Here is a 15,131-nt window from a genome sequence, read left to right as displayed (position 1 = left end):
GGGGCTATTCGGCAGCCGCCGCCGGGCCGTCTTCCTCATGTTCCTTCCTGGCTTCCAGTATCCGGCCGATGTTGATCTCGATCCAATCGGCAAATTCACGCACCTTCTCCGCTGCCTCCCGGCCGATCGGGGTGAGCGTGTATTCCACATGGGGCGGGACAACCGGATAGGCACGCCGGTCGACAAAGCCGTCCGCCTCCAGAACCTGCAGCGTCTGGGCCAGCATGCGTTCGCTGACGCCTGCAATCTTCCTGCGTAGCGCCGAAAACCGGTGCGGACCACCCAGGAGAGCCATCAGCACAAGCACGCCCCAACGGCTGGTCAGGTGTTTCAGAATTTCCCGCGACGGACATTTGTCGCTGAAAACCACGCCACGCTGGTGGAGACGTTCCGATAGCGGAATACCGCCGTTTTCCTCATCCCGTGACGTGATTTCCGGGTCGCCAGTCATGTCGGTCTCCAGATTTTTTTTCAAACTTACATTTTTGTATGTACTTACTAAAAGTAAGTTTGCAAGCCATATCGGGGACGTCAGACATCTTTTATAAAAAGGAGACCCGTCCATGATTGCCCTGACAGGCGCCAACGGCCAGCTCGGCCGGCTCGTAATAGACCATCTGAACAAGGCCGGCGCAGCCGGTATCCGCGCGCTCGTCCGCAGCCCGGAAAAGGCTCAGGATCTTTCCGGCCCGACGGTTTCCGTCGTCGAAGCCGACTATGACAGACCCGAAACCCTGGCCCCTGCGCTGGCGGGGGTCGACAGGCTGTTGCTCATTTCCGGCAGCGAAATCGGCCAGCGTGCGCGCCAGCACAAGGCCGTGATCGATGCGGCGAAGAAGGCCGGCGTCTCCTTCATCGCGTATACGAGCATCCTGAATGCCGACAAATCGCCGATGATCCTCGCGAAAGAACACCGGGAGACCGAAGCCGCGCTGAAAGCCTCCGGTATCCCGCACGTCCTGCTGCGCAACGGCTGGTACCTGGAAAATTACGCCGGAACGGTCGCCGCAGCGCTGGAACATGGTGCGGTGGCCGGCAGTGCGGGAACCGGTAAAATCGCGGCCGCCGGACGAAGCGACTATGCGGAGGCCGCGGCAGCGGTCCTTGCCGGCAATGACACCTCGACCCGTACCTACGAGCTGGCCGGCAGCAGCGCCTTCACCCTTGCCGACCTGGCCGGCGAAATTTCGGCACAGACCGGGCGCAAGATCCCGTTCAACAACCTGCCGGCGGATGTTTATGCGGGCATTCTGGTCCAGGCGGGCCTGCCGCAGGCGTTCGCGGATATCCTCGCCGATTCGGACATGGCAGCGGCCGGGGGCGCACTTTACAGCGACAGCAAGGACCTGGAAGGTTTGATCGGGCACCCGAGCGAGACCTTGAAGGGTTTCGTGCAAGTTCAAGTCGGCTGACCCCGTCGGTTCTGAAGCCCCGGCCGGAGCCCAGTTCCTGCCGGGGACATCGGACCCTGCAGACGAAAAAATCATTCATTCCCGCCGTAAGAGGAATGTATAAAAGTTTTTTATTAGTGCGAGATATCGGCATCTGATACGCAGATATATCGATTTCAAGAGCCGCTCATGACATCCGCACACGCAGACCCCTATGCCCAGGATGGCGCCTATGCCTGGTTCCGTCTGGCGATCTCGATACTGTTGTCCGCCCTCGGCGGATCGGGCATCTGGGCCGTGGTGGTCGTCCTGCCTGCGGTTCAGGCCGATTTCGGCGTCGACCGGGCCGATGCCTCCATATCCTACACGTTCACCATGCTCGGCTTTGCCGCCGGCAATGTCTTCGTCGGCCGTCTGGTCGACCGGTGGGGAATCGTCTGGCCCGTGATCGGCTCGGCTGCTGCCCTGAGCGCCGGATTCGCCCTTGCCGGCCTTTCCTCGGGAATCTGGACCTTTTCCCTGGCGCAGGGGGTTCTGGTCGGCGCCGGGACGGGCGCGACCTTCGGACCGCTGATCGCCGACCTGTCCCACTGGTTCAACAAGCGCCGGGGTATTGCAGTCGCTGCAGCCGCCTGCGGCAATTATCTCGCCGGCGCGCTCTGGCCGTCCTTCATCAAATGGTCGCTCGGCTCAAACGACTGGCGCACGACCTATTTCATGATTGCCGCGATCTGCATCGTCGCCATGGTTCCGCTGGCGCTGATGCTGCGCCGGCCTGCGCCGGAAAGCGCGAAGTCGGCCGACATGCCGGCCTCGGGAAAATTCGGCGCTCTCTCCGCCGGCCTGTCGCCGCGTTCGCTCCAGATCCTGCTGATCTTTGCCGGGCTCGGCTGCTGTGTCGCCATGTCCATGCCGCAGGTGCATATCGTCTCTTATTGCGTCGACCTCGGCTACGGGGTCGCCCGGGGAGCAGACATGCTGGCAATCATGGTCGGCGGCGGCGTCGTCAGCCGGCTTCTTTCCGGCTTCCTGGCCGATGCCATCGGCGGCGTCAAAACCCTCTTGATCAGCTCCGTGGCCCAGTGCCTCGCCCTGTTCCTGTTCCTGCCCTTCAACGGGCTCGCGTCGCTTTACCTTGTGTCGCTGATCTTCGGCCTGTCCCAGGGCGGGATCGTGCCCTCCTACGCGATCATCGTGCGCGAATACCTGCCCGCCCGAGAAGCCGGCCAGCGGGTCGGGCTCGTCATCATGGCGACCATTCTCGGCATGGCCCTCGGCGGCTGGATGTCCGGCTGGATCTACGATCTCACCGGGTCCTATCAGGCCGCCTTCCTGAACGGCATCGGCTGGAACATCATGAACATCTCGATCATGACCTTCATCCTGTTCAAGGGACGGCCGAGGGCGGCCGTCGCCTGATCCCACCGACTATTTCATCAGGAGGCTTCTCAAGGCGGCCATTGGCATGTTGAATTTGCAGGTCGTCCAGTCCTTCTTGCGGCTGACGTTCTGCATCACCGGCTTGAAATTATCCGGCACGAACTCATCCTTCATGTAAGCCAGAGGCTGCAGCGGCAGTAGCGCATTCACCAGTTTCCTCATGGTGAAATAGTTGATTGGATGCCCCCCTGCTCCGATCAAACGACCTGTTTCCGGGTCGAAACCACCCGTGTCCAGACTGCTCAAAAAACGGCCGTATTCCCTCATGGCATGGTCGGAACAATTTGCTTCCATGAGATACTCGACTTCGTCGTAGAATTGGGAAGTGTCCTCAAGCCATGTGTAGGTGGCTCTCACGCTTCCCCTTTGCGCAGGCTCCGGTTCCGGGTCGACCTCACCTGCGGCAATCTTCTCCTGCAATTCACTAAAAGTCGGGATTTCTGCGCTTGGCGTCAGGGGACGGACCACAAACATCGTCCCAAAGCCAATCGCAAATCCAACAACGACGATCATGAAATAATCGATAGGATATTTAAGCATCAAGACTCCCTGTAAAGTTGTTTTTTTCTATGATGCAATCCTATATATTTCTTAAAAGCGTGCACTCAGATTTTATGATCTGCTCCCCCGCGCGCTGATGCGCGTCCCGTCACCCTTGTATCCCACGCAATAAAGCGACAGGACGGCTGTGGCATAGGACTTAAGTCTCTTTGTCGTTCCCGTCATTCTTGTGCGGCTTGTGATGCGGCTGGCTATAGCGCTGCGCGATTGCGGTCGCCACACCGACGAAGAGCCCGATGCCGACGAAGACATAAACCATGGTGAAGAGCTTGCCCACGTCGGTCCGGGGCGAGAAGTCGCCATAACCGACGGTCGCCAGCGTGATGATCGAGAAATACAGGCTGTCGAACAGGCTCCAGCCTTCGACCCTGTGATAGAAGAACATCCCGCCGATCAGGACGAGAATCAGGATGCCGACGGCGTAGCGAAGCGGAGTCTTGTACCACTCGTCGCGGATCCAATTCAGCAGGCGCCGAAATCTGGGCAGGAAAGTAGGCATTCGTTTCTCCTTGCCGACCCGGGAAATAAATTTCGCGGCGCTACTGATCCCGCGCCCCGCAACAATTTGCAGGAATTATTCCTGAGAAGCCAGTTGCCTACTCCAACGGCCACACTTCGACGACACCATGCGCAACCGCACAGGGAACGCCCGAGGCCTTCTCGACCGCCTCCGCGAGGTCGGCCGCCTCGATGACGGCGAAACCGGCTACCGGCAGGGTCGACGACATGAATGGGCCCTCCCGCGTTTCCGTACCCGCGGCTTCGGGATTGCGCACCTGCACCGGCGTTCCGGCGATTCCTATCAGCGCGCCCTCTGAACGCAGTTTTGCGTCCTGCGCATGGGCGGCGTCGCGGACCGGTTGCGAGGTGCGGTCGTATCCGGCCCGGTCGCCATATCCGATGGTCAGGAATTTCGGCATTTTAGCCTCCTTTCAGATGTCTTTCTGCGTGCGGGCTACTGCCGTCTCATAGGCCGCCTGCATTTGTGCCGACACCGACGGGCCTTCCCGGGGGTTCGGAACGCCGAGATGCCGCTCGCGCAATTCGGCCATGAAGGCCTCCTGCAGTTCCGGCCCGCCTTCTTCGAGCAGTTGGTTTCGGATCGTCAGCTCCGGCGTCGCCGGCAGGAAACGCCTCCCCCAGGCACCGAGGGCGATCAACGCCGGCAGCAGCGCGATGGACTTCTCGGTCAGGCTGTAGATTGTGCGTTGCTTGTGATTTGGATCGGGTTTGCCCGTCAGCATGTCATCCACGACCAGCTTTTTCAGCCGGCTGGCAAGAATGTTGGTTGCGACCCCCTCAAGGGAATTGTTGAGGATGTCCGTAAAAGTGCGCCGGTCTCCGAACATCACGTCGCGCAAGATGACCATGCTCCAGCGATCGCCGAGCATTTCCGTTGCCAGGTTTATCGGACATCCAGAACGCTGATCCATCGCCGCCCGCCAATCCAATTGCATATTGCAACTGGATAAATCTAACGGATTCTGATTGCACTTTGCAATCGGAATTCCATAACGGGCCATCCGGCTTGGTCTGTGAACCGTTCCCCTTGCCTTCTTCGCCGGAAAACCCTACCTCGGGATCATGACAAAAATGCCTTTTCCTCCGCGCGCCGAAGCGCGGCCTCTCACCCTTGAAACCCACGGAATCAAACGCCAGGACGACTATGCCTGGTTGCGGGATGACAACTGGCAGGAGGTCATGCGCGACCCGTCGGTTCTGAATGCCGACATCCGCGCCTACCTGGAGGCGGAGAACGCCTATCAGAAAGCCATCATGGCGCCGACCGAGGCCTTGCAGGACACGCTCTATGCGGAAATGCGCGGACGGATCAAGGAAGACGACAGTTCCGTGCCCTCCCCCGACGGGCCATATGCCTACGGCATCAAATACGTCACCGGCGGCCAGCATCCGCAATTCGTGCGGACCAGCCGGGACGGGTCGGACGAGACGCTGCTGCTGGACGGCGACAAGGAAGCGGAAGGCAAGGCCTATTTCCGGATCGCGGGCGCGAGCCATTCCACCGACCACGGGATGTTCGCCTGGTCCTTCGATGACAAGGGCTCGGAATTCTACACCCTGCGCCTGCGCGACCTGACGACGGGCAAGGATGCGGACTACGACCTCAAGGATACGTTCGGCGGCGGGGTCTTTTCCGCGGACGGCAAGTATCTGTTCTATGTCCGCCAGGACCAGAACCATCGTCCGTCGAAGCTGTATCGCCACGAAATCGGCAAAGATCCGGCCACCGATGTCCTCGTCTATGAGGAACAGGATCCGGGCTTCTTCATGAGCGTCGGCAAGACGCAGTCGGGCGACACGGTCCTGGTTCATATCCACGATCACGAGACCTCGGAGGTCCGGACGATTTCGGCCCACAGCCCGCTGGATCCGCCGCACCTGATCGCAGCGCGCGACACCGGAGTCGAATACTCCGTCGAAGACAACGGCGACCTCTACTATATCCTGACCAACGTCGACGGAGCGGAAGACTTCAAGATCGTGACCGCGCCGAAGGCGACGCCGGGCCGGGAGTTCTGGACCGATCTCGTGCCCCACAAGCCGGGCCGGCTGATCCTGTCCCATGACGTCTACAAGACCTTCATGGTCCGGCTCGAACGCGAGGACGGCCTGCCGCGGATCGTCATCCACCGGCTGGCGGACAATATCGAGCACCGGATCGCCTTCGACGAGGAAGCCTATTCGCTCGGGCTCAGCGGCGGCTATGAGTTCGACACGACCGAGATCCGCTTTTCCTATTCGTCCATGACCACGCCGTCGCGGGTCTACGACTACAATGTCGAAACCCGAGAGCGGACCTTGCGCAAGGAACAGGAAGTGCCGTCCGGGCACAATCCGGAGGACTATGTCACGCGCCGGCTGCATGCGCCTGCGGCGGACGGCGAGACCGTGCCGGTGTCCCTGCTTTATCACAAGGATACGCCGCTCGATGGCTCCGCGCCCTGCCTGCTTTACGGCTACGGCGCTTACGGCATGTCCATTCCCGCAAGCTTCAGCACCGGCGCCCTGTCGCTCGTGGACCGGGGCTTCGTCTATGCCATTGCCCATATCCGCGGCGGCAAGGACAAGGGCTTCGCCTGGTACAAGGCCGGCCGGCGGGAAAACAAGAAGAACACCTTCACCGACTTCATCGCGGCGGCCGATCACCTTGTGGCGGAGACATTCACCTCCCACGACCGGATCATCGCGCAGGGAGGATCCGCCGGGGGGCAGCTGGTGGGGGCTGTCGCCAATATGGCGCCGGAGAAATTCGCCGGCATCATTGCGGAAGTGCCCTTTGTCGACGTCCTTGCCACGATGCTCGACGACACCTTGCCGCTCACCCCGCCGGAATGGCCCGAATGGGGCAATCCGATCACCGATGAAGCGGCCTACAAGTACATCGCCTCCTATTCTCCTTACGACAATGTGGAGGCTAAGGACTATCCGGCGATCTTCGCCGTCGGCGGCCTGACCGATCCCCGTGTCACCTACTGGGAGCCGGCGAAATGGGTCGCCAAGCTGCGCGCCAAAAAGACCGGCGACAGCGTCTTGATGCTGAAGACGAACATGGAGGCCGGCCACGGCGGCGCATCCGGCCGTTTCGAAAGCCTGAAGGAAGTCGCGCTCGTCCAGGCCTTTGCGCTGATGGTGGCGGGAAAGGCCTGACGGCGGAATTTCGCGAAAGAGAGCCAGCGCCGAGTGGTGGGGCCGCAGGCGCTGGCTTCGGCCCGTCAGAGCAAGTTGACAGGCGTTTCCGCGGGCCGACCGGTCCGCGGGATGGGGCCACTCAAACCCTGACGAGAGGCTTATGCCTCTGTGCGTCAGGCTGACAGGCCGTCCGTTCTCAGACGGACTTGCAGGTCTTGATGCCCAGCACCGTATAGGCCGGACACCAGCCGATCAGGGCGGTGACGATCGGAACAACGCCGATCCAGGCAACCCATTTCCAGGTGATATCGGCCGGGCCGAAAATGGCAAAGAGCACCAATGCGATCCCGACAATGAGACGCAGGATGCGGTCGACAGAACCCATGTTTTTCATCGTGAAGACCCTCTTGACTGAGCCGGGCCCGGACCGAACAGATCCGCCCCCGCCGTTATGGCTCATGCCTATCCGGTTTTTGAATAAGGGTCTGTGACTTAGTCACCCGCAAAGGGAATTTCTAATCGCTGATCTGCCGCATCCGGTGGAGTGCCTGCGGTTTCATCACCCGAATGGTGCCGCGCTGACGCTCAAGGACGCCGGCGTCCGCCAATTTCCCGAGTTTCCGGGTCACGACCTCACGCACGGAGCCCAGTTCGGCGGCCAGTTCCGCCTGGGTGGCCGTCACGGTCCCGTCCTCCCCGGCCCGCTCCAGCAGGAGCGCGGCGAGACGCGCGTCGAGCCGGTGGAAGACCGCATCCTCCATCGTGTGCAGGATATCGGTGATCCGGTGACCGAAGCCCCGGAACACCATCTTGCGGAAGGCATCGGACCTGTCGATCAGCCGGAACACGGTCGCGGCGGGAACCAGAATGGCCCGCGTCGCCATTTCCGTGACACCGGTTGCCGCGTAAGGGTCTTCGCCGAACAGGCATGCGGTCGTCAGCACACAGCTTTCACCGGCTGCCACCCGGTAAAGCAGGATCTCTCGGCCGGTATCTGAGGTCATGACGACCCGAACCGACCCTTCTTCGACCATGATCCAGCCCGCGCAAACCGCCCCGGGTGAAAAAACCGTCGCGCCCGCGGGCAGATCGACAATACGCAGGGCCCCGGCCACGTGCCGTCTTTCGCCCTCCGGCAGGTCCGACAGGCAAAGCCGGTCTATCACCGCTGCATCGATCATTTCAGAAATCCCGCCCCCTGTTCCTTTCCGGTCACAGATAAGACCTCATTTACGAGCAATCGCATAGACTTCCGTGAAACAAGGCATATATCAAATGCACCGTCCGAACGATATGATACGAGGATCGGAGAAGACCGGTGTCAGGTCATTTTACAAGGAGCTCCCCGATGAAAAAACGCATGGCTGCAGTTCTGGCAGGCGCGTTCATGGCTTTTACCGCGTCCGCTCCAATGGCCCAGGCCGGCTTTCTCGGGGATCTTCTTTTCGGGCCGACCTATGACCCGACCAAGGTTCCCCAGACCTACGGCACCCAGTACGACTGCAGGGCTTTCGAAGCGGCGGGCAAGACCGGCTGGAAGGGGATCGTCAGCGGCAGGATCAACGACTTTGAACACGTCATCGTTCGCTCGCGTGCCGGCTGCTTCCAGACACGGCAGGAATGCCAGACGTTCATAACCTACATGCAAGGCTATTTCGACTTCACCACCTACGCGGGCTGCGATCCGTTCCCGCGGCGGTAATGACATGACGGCCGGGAGGACGGACAGTCTGCCCGGTCATGTCCGGCTGTTTCTCGCCGGCGACGTGATGACCGGTCGCGGCATCGACCAGGTGCTGCCCCACCCGGACGATCCGCGCCTCCACGAACATTTTGTCAAACGGGCAACCGACTACGTTCATCTTGCCGAACAGATGAACGGGCGGATTCCGGCGCCGGTCGGTTTCCCCTACATCTGGGGCGATGCCCTGGCCGAACTGGAGCGATGGGCGCCGGACCTGCGGATCGTCAATCTCGAGACGGCGATCACCACGGCGAAACGGCCTGCCCCGAAAGGTATCCACTACAAGATGAACCCGGCGAATGCCGGGGTGCTCACCGCTGCCGGACTGGATTGCTGTACGCTTGCCAACAACCACGTCATGGACTGGCAGCGGGAGGGACTTCTCGAAACACTGAGAACGCTTGACGAAGCAGGCATCAAATGGACCGGTGCGGGGCGAACCCTCGCCGAAGCCGCAGCGCCGGCCATTCTGCCCGTGCCCGAAGGGCGTGTGCTCGTGTTTGCCTACGGCACTCCGGAAAGCGGTGTTTCCGCCGAGACGGCGGCGAGCGAAACCCGGCCCGGCATCCATTTCCTGGAAAATCCCTGTGCCCGGACAGCGGAAACCATCGCCGCGCAGGTGTCGACCCTCAGGCAGCCGGGAGACGTGGTCGTAATGTCGCTGCACTGGGGCGACAACTGGGGACATGACATTCCGGAGGCACATGTTGCCTTCGCCCATGCACTGATCGATGCGGGCGGCGCCGACTTCGTTTTCGGCCACTCGTCCCATCATCCGCGCGCCATGGAGGTCTACAAGGAGAAGCTGATCCTTTACGGCTGCGGCGACTTCATCAACGACTATGAGGGCATCACGGGCCATGAGACCTATCGCAGCGATCTCGTGCTCATGTATCTGCCCCGGCTCCGGCTGGAAGACGGAACGCTTGAAGGTCTCCGTCTTGTCCCCTTCCGGATCCGCAAATTCCGGCTTCACCGGGCAAGTCAAGACGATACGGAATGGATCTGCGGGGTTCTGAACCGCGAGGGCAAGCGTTTCGGCTCCCACCTGAAGCTCGATACGGATAATACCCTCACGCTGACACGGGGCTGAAAACGCCCGACGCCAGTGCAAGGTTCAAGGCCTTCAGTGGGACGGAACGGCCTTCAAATAGGCGGCGATCGCCTCGCGGTCGCTGGCAGGAAGTTTTGCCATGTTCTCCTGGACGGACACCATTTCACCACCGACGCTGTCGTAGTCGGGCGTAAAGCCGGTTTCCAGATAGTAGGCGATGTCAGAAGCGCTCCAGCCCGGAATTCCGTTCTTGCCCGATGTGATGTCGGGCACCTTCCCGTCACCCACGGCAGCCGGTGCTCCCGCCAGCCAGAGGTTCTTTTTCACCGCGCCGATCATGTTCCGCGGGGTATGGCATTCACCGCAATGCCCGGGCCCTTCCACCAGATACCGGCCACGGTTCAGGATGCTCAGGTCCGTGTCTCCGTGCAGCTGGTCCTCGGGAATAACCGGGGCGCTGCTGAGATAAAGCCGTTTCCAGAGGCCCACGCCCCGGCGGATATTGAACGGAAACCCGAGTTCATGGCCGGCAGCCTTGCCGCTGACCGGCGGCAGGGACTGCATGAAGGCGAAAAGATCGGAAACGTCCTGCACCTTCATGCGGGCATAGGATGTATAGGGGAAGGCGGGATAGAGGTTCTCGCCATTTGGCGACGTGCCCTTCAGCATGGCATTGGCAAAATCGGCCAAAGTCCATGCGCCAATCCCGTCCTGAGGGTCACTGGAGATATTCGGCGCGACGAAGATGCCGAACGGCGTTTCCAGACGCTGTCCGCCACTGAGGCCGAGCTTCTCCTCCCCCTTGGCGCCGGCCGGCGCGTGACAGGAGGCGCAGCCGCCGGCCCAGAAGATCAGTTCGCCCCTGTCCGCATCGCCGGCCGGCAGACTTGCGATGACGGATTCCGGCAGGCGGTCCGGCGCAGACAGAAACCAGCCTGCCGCTGCTGCGGCAATTCCAAGAACGACGACTGCAGCGACAAGCTTTCTGAACATGTTGTACCTGTTGAAAATCCTATTTCTTCACACGATAGGCTTCGTGGCAGGCTTTGCAATTGTCGAAGACCGGTCCCATCGCCGCCTTGAAGGCGTCGAGGTCGGCCGGGCCGTCCTTTCCGGACGCCGCCATGGCGGAACCCGCGTCGGCAGCGAACTTGTCGAGCGCCTTCTGGAAGCCGGCGGCATCTTCCCAGATTTTCGGAGATGCGGTGGTATCCCCCTTGTCCGTCCCTTCAGGGAAGAACGAGCCGTAAGCGGCAGAAGCGGCCACCATGGTCGCGATCGCGGATTTGCCCGCCGCGGGCGAATAGGGAACTTCCCCCTTCATCATGCCGCCGCTCAGACCGGCCGCGGCGCCTACGGAATCCATGATGTGTTTGCGGATCGCGATCGGATCATCGGCCGCCATCGCCGCCATTCCAGTCAGGCACAAAGCCGCGACACCAAGTACAAGCTTACGCATGTTCCTCTCCTCTTCAAACGCTTGCGATCCCCACCCGGCCCCATTGAGGACTATCTCTCCGGTGATTTGAAATCACGGCCCTGTGAGGTCGGGCGGAACAGATTGACGCACTGTCAACGAAGGGGAAACAAACTGCCAAAAATAACCCCGACCCAGGCATGAAGCCCGGGCCGGGGTTTACAATGCGATCGCTCGTTTCCGATCAGGAAGCAGCTTCGTAAAGCTCCAGGACGTAGTCCCAGTTGATCATGTTGTCGACGAAGGCCTCAAGGTACTTCGGCCGCGCGTTGCGGTAGTCGATGTAGTAGGAATGTTCCCAGACATCGCAGCCGAGCAGCGGCGTCGCGCCGTGAACCAGCGGGTTTTCGCCGTTCGGGGTCTTCATGATTTCCAGCTTGCCGCCCTTGAGCGCAAGCCAGGCCCAGCCGGACCCGAACTGGGTGGCGCCGGCGGCGAGGAAATCGGCGCGGAACTTGTCGTAACCGCCCAGATCGCTGTCGATCTTGGAAGCCAGCGCACCCGGCAGGGAGGTGCCGCCGCCGTCCTTCTTCATCCACTTCCAGAAATGGATGTGGTTGTAGTGCTGGGCGGCATTGTTGAACAGGCCCGGGTTCTTGCCGAAGCTTTCCTTGACGACGTCTTCCAGCGACTTGCCTTCCAGGCCGCTGTCCTTCAGCAGGTTGTTGCCGTTGGTCACATAGGCCTGATGGTGCTTGTCGTGGTGGTACTCAAGCGTTTCAGCCGACATGTACGGGCTGAGGGCATCATAGGCGTAGGGGAGATCTGGAAGTTCAAATGACATGGCACGTCCTCCTGTGGGGCAGCTTCTGGATCAAACCACCTCCATCTGCTCGCAGATGAAGGCAAAAATTTGATCGATTTCAAACTGTTAGAGCATCCTGTCCGCGTTCGTTCGAACGCCGGATGCGGCAAGCGGGACATAGGTAGAATTGCGGCCCGCTTCGAGGGCAACATAGGAGCCTTCTCCGCTTCGGGCAACGCCGAAGCGGCAAATAAAAAAATATTTTTATTGTTTTTTATAGAGCATGACGCCGCGGCTCGTGTTTGTGCCTGCCGGTCAATGTGACGCGACAGGCCAGTCTTCCCGCCGTGTCAGGGGCCGACCCGGGGATGTGAATGCACGCCGGCACATTTACGCTTGCCGCTTCCGCGATCGGACATCTAGAGTGCCGCTCTCCAAAGCCTCTCAGAGAAACCCGTTGTCCGGCTCGCCCCATCCCCCCTCCGCCAAGACGGCACCCTTACGCCTTGCCCTGGGTGGTGCATTTGCGCTTGCTGCCGCCATGGGGATCGGCCGGTTCGTCTATACGCCGATCCTGCCGTTCATGGCGGAGGGCATCCCGCTGTCGGCGGCCAATGCCGGACTGATCGCCTCGGCGAATTTTCTAGGCTATCTGGTCGGCGCCCTTGCAGGCTCTCTCGGCGGCTTGCCGGGAAGCCAAAGGAGCTGGTTCCTGTCGGCGCTTCTCGCCAGTGCCGTCACAACGATCGCCATGGGCCTGACGGATCATCTGGCCGTGTTCCTGCTTTTGCGGTTTTTCGGCGGCGTTGCCAGTGCCTTCGTGCTGGTGTTCGCATCGGCTCTCGTCCTTGAACAGCTTGCCATGACCGGACGCGCCGGCCTTTCGGCATTGCATTTTGCCGGCGTCGGCTCGGGGATCGCGCTCTCCGCGATCCTGGTCGCCGTGCTTGGCGGAAACGGGTTTTCCTGGCAGGAACTATGGTTTGCAAGCGGTCTGACGACGCTCGGCCTTCTGATCGCCATCACCTGGCTCGTCCCACGACCGCGCAAGGAATTCGGGTCCATCGAAACACCGGACACCCAATCTGGCCGGAAGAGCGGCCGGTATTCGGGCGACCTTCTGCGGCTCGTCATCGCATACGGCCTGTTCGGTTTCGGCTACGTGATCACGACCACCTTCATCTCCGTCATCACCCGGCAGACACCGGAACTGAATGAGGCGGAAGCGGTGGTGTGGCTCGCCGTCGGCCTGTCGGCAGCCCCTTCGATCTATGTCTGGAACCGGCTATCCGGACGATACGGACCGACCAGAGCCTTCGCCGCAGCCTGTCTGGCCGAAGCCGTCGGCGTCGGCCTGAGCGTCACCGCCGACACCCCGGCCCTGATCATCGTGGCGGCTGCCCTGGTGGGCGGCACCTTCGTGGCGATCTCCGCGCTCGGCTTGATCGAGGCGCGCCGGCTGACAACCGGCGATCCGCGGCAGGCGCTGGGGATCATGACCGCAAGCTTCGGCCTCGGCCAGGTTGTCGGCCCCTGGTTTGCCGGCCTGCTTCACGAAATGACCGGCGACTTCCAGGCCCCGTCCTTTGCCGCGGCGATTTCCCTGGTGGTCGCAGCCGGGCTGGTTCTCATGCGCACCAAAACGGTTCTGAAGGAAAGTCCCAGACCGGTCGTTCCCGACTGGGACAGCCTGCGGGCCCAGCTTCTGTCGGAAGGCAAGGCGGACCTTGTCGATGCCATCGAGACGCTGAGGGCCGAAGGCGGCAAGATAGACGCCATCCGCCAATTGCGGAAAAACGGCTATCTCGACGGGCCTGAAAACTAAGCCTGCGACAGCCCGCAAACGACTGTCATGGAAAAAATGACAAGGCAGGCTTGAAGCTCTAGCCACTACAGGTTTTATCATCCCCGTATCGAACAGGCGCAGTTCTGTGGGAGGCAGATACGGCGATCGATGACCGGCAACGATAGAACAACATCCGGAACCCGTGCAATCCGGACAAGACCGGCCGCCGTCTGGGGAGCGTTCGAATGACCTCTACCGACGGAATTGCCGCCGACGGCACCCGCGGAACCACGGATGGCCGTGCTGTTGCGATCATGGTGCGGATCTTCGGCTGGGCCACCCTGTTTTGCCTGACCGCCTTTCTCTTCAACGATTTTCTCGTCTACTGGCTCGGATGGCCGGGGACCGCGACTTTCAACGCCGGTGCGGTCGATGTGCGCTCCTGGCTTCAGGCCGGGCTCTATGCCGCCGTCCTGCCGGCAGCTGCCTGGCACGTCCTGCGACACCGGGAACGCCCGTTGCGGGACGAGAGCCAACGGGTCGACAGGATCAACGGGTTTCTCATCCGCGCGGCCTTCTGGGCCGTACTGCTGATCGGTCTGGTCGACATCAGCCTGGCCTTCCTGCGCGGTGAAGATCTGATCGACGGCCTTGCCGGCAAGACACTCGCCTTCGAGCTCTTCCGGTCCGAAATCCGCGGGGCCTACGTGCATATGCCCCTGATCGCGCTTGGGATCGTGATCGCCTCGCTGACACGGACAATCGGTGTCACGTGGCTCGCCCTGCTCATAGTCGTCGCCGAGCTGCTGATTGTGATGTTCCGTTTCATGTTTTCCTATGAACAGCTCTACATGACCGATCTGGTGCGCTTCTGGTACGCCGCGCTGTTCCTGCTCGGATGCGCCTATACCTTGCGCCAGGACGGGCATGTCCGGGTCGACGTCTTCTATGCCGGCTTCTCGCGACGGACCAAGGGACTGGTCAATGCCTTCGGCACGCTGCTTCTGGGCATGCCGTTCTGCTGGCTGATCCTGATCGTCGGCACCTCGGGAAAGACCGGCGTCATCAACAGCGCCCTTTTGACCTACGAAATCGAGGGGCTCGGCGACGGTCTCTACATCCTCTACCTGATGACCGTCTTCATGGGACTGTTCGCAATCACGATGCTGATCGCGTTCGTGAGTTTCCTGTTCGACGGCACGGCCGATTACCTCGGCGAAGCCGGCGGCAGCGATCCCGCTGCAGATACAGACAGCCACCCGGCAGGAAGAGACGCGTAAGG

The 15,131-nt window shown here is 61.2% G+C and carries 18 protein-coding genes; 8 read left to right on the top strand and 10 right to left on the bottom strand.

All coding sequences use genetic code 11. The features are described 5' to 3' along the window. Positions 1 to 4: 4 nt before the first annotated feature. On the bottom strand, positions 5 to 451 hold the full coding sequence (locus tag HK439_RS02930) for a winged helix-turn-helix transcriptional regulator (protein ID WP_190289874.1): 447 nt from the start codon (positions 449 to 451) through the stop codon (positions 5 to 7). Positions 452 to 563: 112 nt separating this feature from the next. Between HK439_RS02930 and HK439_RS02925 the strand changes: the two genes are divergently transcribed. Next, on the top strand, positions 564 to 1,412 hold the full coding sequence (locus HK439_RS02925) for an SDR family oxidoreductase (protein WP_190289873.1): 849 nt from the start codon (positions 564 to 566) through the stop codon (positions 1,410 to 1,412). Positions 1,413 to 1,580: 168 nt separating this feature from the next. Further along, on the top strand, positions 1,581 to 2,810 hold the full coding sequence (locus HK439_RS02920; RefSeq protein WP_190289872.1) for an MFS transporter: 1,230 nt from the start codon (positions 1,581 to 1,583) through the stop codon (positions 2,808 to 2,810). A 9-nt stretch (positions 2,811 to 2,819) separates the two neighbouring features. Here the strand turns inward: HK439_RS02920 and HK439_RS02915 are convergent, their stop codons facing one another. The 4 genes from HK439_RS02915 to HK439_RS02900 form a co-directional block, all read right to left on the bottom strand. Beyond that, positions 2,820 to 3,371: a hypothetical protein gene (locus HK439_RS02915; protein ID WP_190289871.1), complete on the bottom strand. Its 552-nt coding sequence runs from the start codon at positions 3,369 to 3,371 to the stop codon at positions 2,820 to 2,822. Positions 3,372 to 3,531: 160 nt separating this feature from the next. After that, positions 3,532 to 3,891, bottom strand: coding sequence for a potassium channel family protein (locus HK439_RS02910; protein WP_190289870.1), 360 nt, complete (start codon positions 3,889 to 3,891; stop codon positions 3,532 to 3,534). A gap of 97 nt (positions 3,892 to 3,988) precedes the next feature. Continuing rightward, positions 3,989 to 4,312, bottom strand: a complete 324-nt coding sequence (locus HK439_RS02905; protein ID WP_190289869.1) for a YciI family protein — start codon at positions 4,310 to 4,312, stop codon at positions 3,989 to 3,991. A 12-nt stretch (positions 4,313 to 4,324) separates the two neighbouring features. Beyond that, the gene (locus tag HK439_RS02900) at positions 4,325 to 4,825 is read right to left on the bottom strand and encodes a winged helix-turn-helix transcriptional regulator (protein ID WP_190290018.1); all 501 of its coding nucleotides are present in this window, start codon (positions 4,823 to 4,825) and stop codon (positions 4,325 to 4,327) included. A gap of 151 nt (positions 4,826 to 4,976) precedes the next feature. Here HK439_RS02900 and HK439_RS02895 point away from each other — a divergent pair, with 151 nt between their 5' ends. Next, positions 4,977 to 7,061 carry a S9 family peptidase gene (locus HK439_RS02895; protein WP_190289868.1) on the top strand — a complete coding sequence of 695 codons (2,085 nt, stop codon included), beginning with the start codon at positions 4,977 to 4,979 and terminating at the stop codon, positions 7,059 to 7,061. A 178-nt stretch (positions 7,062 to 7,239) separates the two neighbouring features. Here the strand turns inward: HK439_RS02895 and HK439_RS02890 are convergent, their stop codons facing one another. Both HK439_RS02890 and HK439_RS02885 read right to left on the bottom strand, forming a co-directional pair. Beyond that, positions 7,240 to 7,428 (bottom strand): DUF2892 domain-containing protein, encoded by a 189-nt coding sequence (locus HK439_RS02890; RefSeq protein ID WP_328804093.1) that lies wholly within the window; start codon positions 7,426 to 7,428, stop codon positions 7,240 to 7,242. Positions 7,429 to 7,558: 130 nt separating this feature from the next. Beyond that, positions 7,559 to 8,224, bottom strand: a complete 666-nt coding sequence (locus tag HK439_RS02885) for a Crp/Fnr family transcriptional regulator (protein ID WP_209011524.1) — start codon at positions 8,222 to 8,224, stop codon at positions 7,559 to 7,561. Positions 8,225 to 8,391: 167 nt separating this feature from the next. Between HK439_RS02885 and HK439_RS02880 the strand changes: the two genes are divergently transcribed. Next, a complete protein-coding gene (locus HK439_RS02880) occupies positions 8,392 to 8,745 on the top strand; it encodes a hypothetical protein (protein ID WP_190289866.1) in 354 nt (117 codons plus the stop codon). A gap of 4 nt (positions 8,746 to 8,749) precedes the next feature. After that, complete coding sequence (locus HK439_RS02875) at positions 8,750 to 9,880, top strand: CapA family protein (protein WP_190289865.1); 1,131 nt, start codon at positions 8,750 to 8,752, stop codon at positions 9,878 to 9,880. Positions 9,881 to 9,913: 33 nt separating this feature from the next. Here the strand turns inward: HK439_RS02875 and HK439_RS02870 are convergent, their stop codons facing one another. From HK439_RS02870 to HK439_RS02860, 3 genes are all read right to left on the bottom strand, one after another. After that, on the bottom strand, positions 9,914 to 10,693 hold the full coding sequence (locus tag HK439_RS02870; protein ID WP_419247572.1) for a c-type cytochrome: 780 nt from the start codon (positions 10,691 to 10,693) through the stop codon (positions 9,914 to 9,916). 160 nt (positions 10,694 to 10,853) lie between these two features. Continuing rightward, positions 10,854 to 11,300, bottom strand: coding sequence for a c-type cytochrome (locus tag HK439_RS02865; protein ID WP_190289863.1), 447 nt, complete (start codon positions 11,298 to 11,300; stop codon positions 10,854 to 10,856). A 202-nt stretch (positions 11,301 to 11,502) separates the two neighbouring features. Further along, positions 11,503 to 12,102, bottom strand: coding sequence for a superoxide dismutase (locus tag HK439_RS02860; RefSeq protein WP_190289862.1), 600 nt, complete (start codon positions 12,100 to 12,102; stop codon positions 11,503 to 11,505). A gap of 69 nt (positions 12,103 to 12,171) precedes the next feature. Between HK439_RS02860 and HK439_RS02855 the strand changes: the two genes are divergently transcribed. The 3 genes from HK439_RS02855 (at position 12,172) to HK439_RS02845 (ending at position 15,129) form a co-directional block, all read left to right on the top strand. Continuing rightward, positions 12,172 to 12,387, top strand: a complete 216-nt coding sequence (locus tag HK439_RS02855; RefSeq protein WP_190290033.1) for a hypothetical protein — start codon at positions 12,172 to 12,174, stop codon at positions 12,385 to 12,387. Positions 12,388 to 12,487: 100 nt separating this feature from the next. Then, positions 12,488 to 13,888, top strand: a complete 1,401-nt coding sequence (locus HK439_RS02850) for a YbfB/YjiJ family MFS transporter (RefSeq protein ID WP_209011523.1) — start codon at positions 12,488 to 12,490, stop codon at positions 13,886 to 13,888. Between the two features lie 206 nt (positions 13,889 to 14,094). After that, a complete protein-coding gene (locus HK439_RS02845; RefSeq protein ID WP_190289860.1) occupies positions 14,095 to 15,129 on the top strand; it encodes a TRAP transporter small permease subunit in 1,035 nt (344 codons plus the stop codon). Positions 15,130 to 15,131: the final 2 nt, after the last annotated feature.

Origin of the sequence: Roseibium aggregatum, assembly GCF_014692675.1 — a bacterium.
GTDB lineage: Bacteria > Pseudomonadota > Alphaproteobacteria > Rhizobiales > Stappiaceae > Roseibium > Roseibium aggregatum_C.
Note: the sequence above shows the minus strand (reverse complement) of the source record. Positions and strands in the feature narration are given on the sequence as shown.

Excerpts from the sequence above, each read along its gene's own strand:
- HK439_RS02930 (WP_190289874.1), bottom strand. The coding sequence starts at position 451 with ATGACTGGCGACCCGGAAATCACGTCACGGGATGAGGAAAACGGCGGT.
- HK439_RS02925 (WP_190289873.1), top strand. The coding sequence starts at position 564 with ATGATTGCCCTGACAGGCGCCAACGGCCAGCTCGGCCGGCTCGTAATA.
- HK439_RS02920 (WP_190289872.1), top strand. The coding sequence starts at position 1,581 with ATGACATCCGCACACGCAGACCCCTATGCCCAGGATGGCGCCTATGCC.
- HK439_RS02915 (WP_190289871.1), bottom strand. The coding sequence starts at position 3,371 with ATGCTTAAATATCCTATCGATTATTTCATGATCGTCGTTGTTGGATTT.
- HK439_RS02910 (WP_190289870.1), bottom strand. The coding sequence starts at position 3,891 with ATGCCTACTTTCCTGCCCAGATTTCGGCGCCTGCTGAATTGGATCCGC.
- HK439_RS02905 (WP_190289869.1), bottom strand. The coding sequence starts at position 4,312 with ATGCCGAAATTCCTGACCATCGGATATGGCGACCGGGCCGGATACGAC.
- HK439_RS02900 (WP_190290018.1), bottom strand. The coding sequence starts at position 4,825 with ATGGATCAGCGTTCTGGATGTCCGATAAACCTGGCAACGGAAATGCTC.
- HK439_RS02895 (WP_190289868.1), top strand. The coding sequence starts at position 4,977 with ATGACAAAAATGCCTTTTCCTCCGCGCGCCGAAGCGCGGCCTCTCACC.
- HK439_RS02890 (WP_328804093.1), bottom strand. The coding sequence starts at position 7,428 with ATGGGTTCTGTCGACCGCATCCTGCGTCTCATTGTCGGGATCGCATTG.
- HK439_RS02885 (WP_209011524.1), bottom strand. The coding sequence starts at position 8,224 with ATGATCGATGCAGCGGTGATAGACCGGCTTTGCCTGTCGGACCTGCCG.
- HK439_RS02880 (WP_190289866.1), top strand. The coding sequence starts at position 8,392 with ATGAAAAAACGCATGGCTGCAGTTCTGGCAGGCGCGTTCATGGCTTTT.
- HK439_RS02875 (WP_190289865.1), top strand. The coding sequence starts at position 8,750 with ATGACGGCCGGGAGGACGGACAGTCTGCCCGGTCATGTCCGGCTGTTT.
- HK439_RS02865 (WP_190289863.1), bottom strand. The coding sequence starts at position 11,300 with ATGCGTAAGCTTGTACTTGGTGTCGCGGCTTTGTGCCTGACTGGAATG.
- HK439_RS02860 (WP_190289862.1), bottom strand. The coding sequence starts at position 12,102 with ATGTCATTTGAACTTCCAGATCTCCCCTACGCCTATGATGCCCTCAGC.
- HK439_RS02845 (WP_190289860.1), top strand. The coding sequence starts at position 14,095 with ATGACCTCTACCGACGGAATTGCCGCCGACGGCACCCGCGGAACCACG.